At 35.6% G+C, this 261-nt stretch carries 1 pseudogene; it reads right to left on the minus strand.

Features of this window, described 5'->3' with window-relative positions:
* Positions 1–171 (minus strand): annotated as a pseudogene (locus SB775_RS30785) (betaine-aldehyde dehydrogenase); the annotation flags it as partial.
* Positions 172–261: the final 90 nt, after the last annotated feature.

Genomic DNA, 261 nt, shown 5'->3' on the forward strand with positions numbered 1-261 from the left:
TTCTTCTTGCGCTTCACATACGACGGCTAGAACATCTTCTGTCGCCGGATTGTAAGTTTCAAACGTCTTCCCACTAATAGAAGGAACAAATTCACCATTAATAAACATTTTAATTTCTTCATTTAAAAACGCTTTCACTTTTGGTCTCAGCTCAATGTTTGTCGTTAACATATATGCTCTCCTCCTGATTTAAACAGCTGCATGAGCTGCAATTTTTGAAATAATCGTTTGAAGTTTTTGATCTTCTTCTTCAGTTAATCC

Source organism: Peribacillus sp. SIMBA_075, assembly GCF_046534585.1.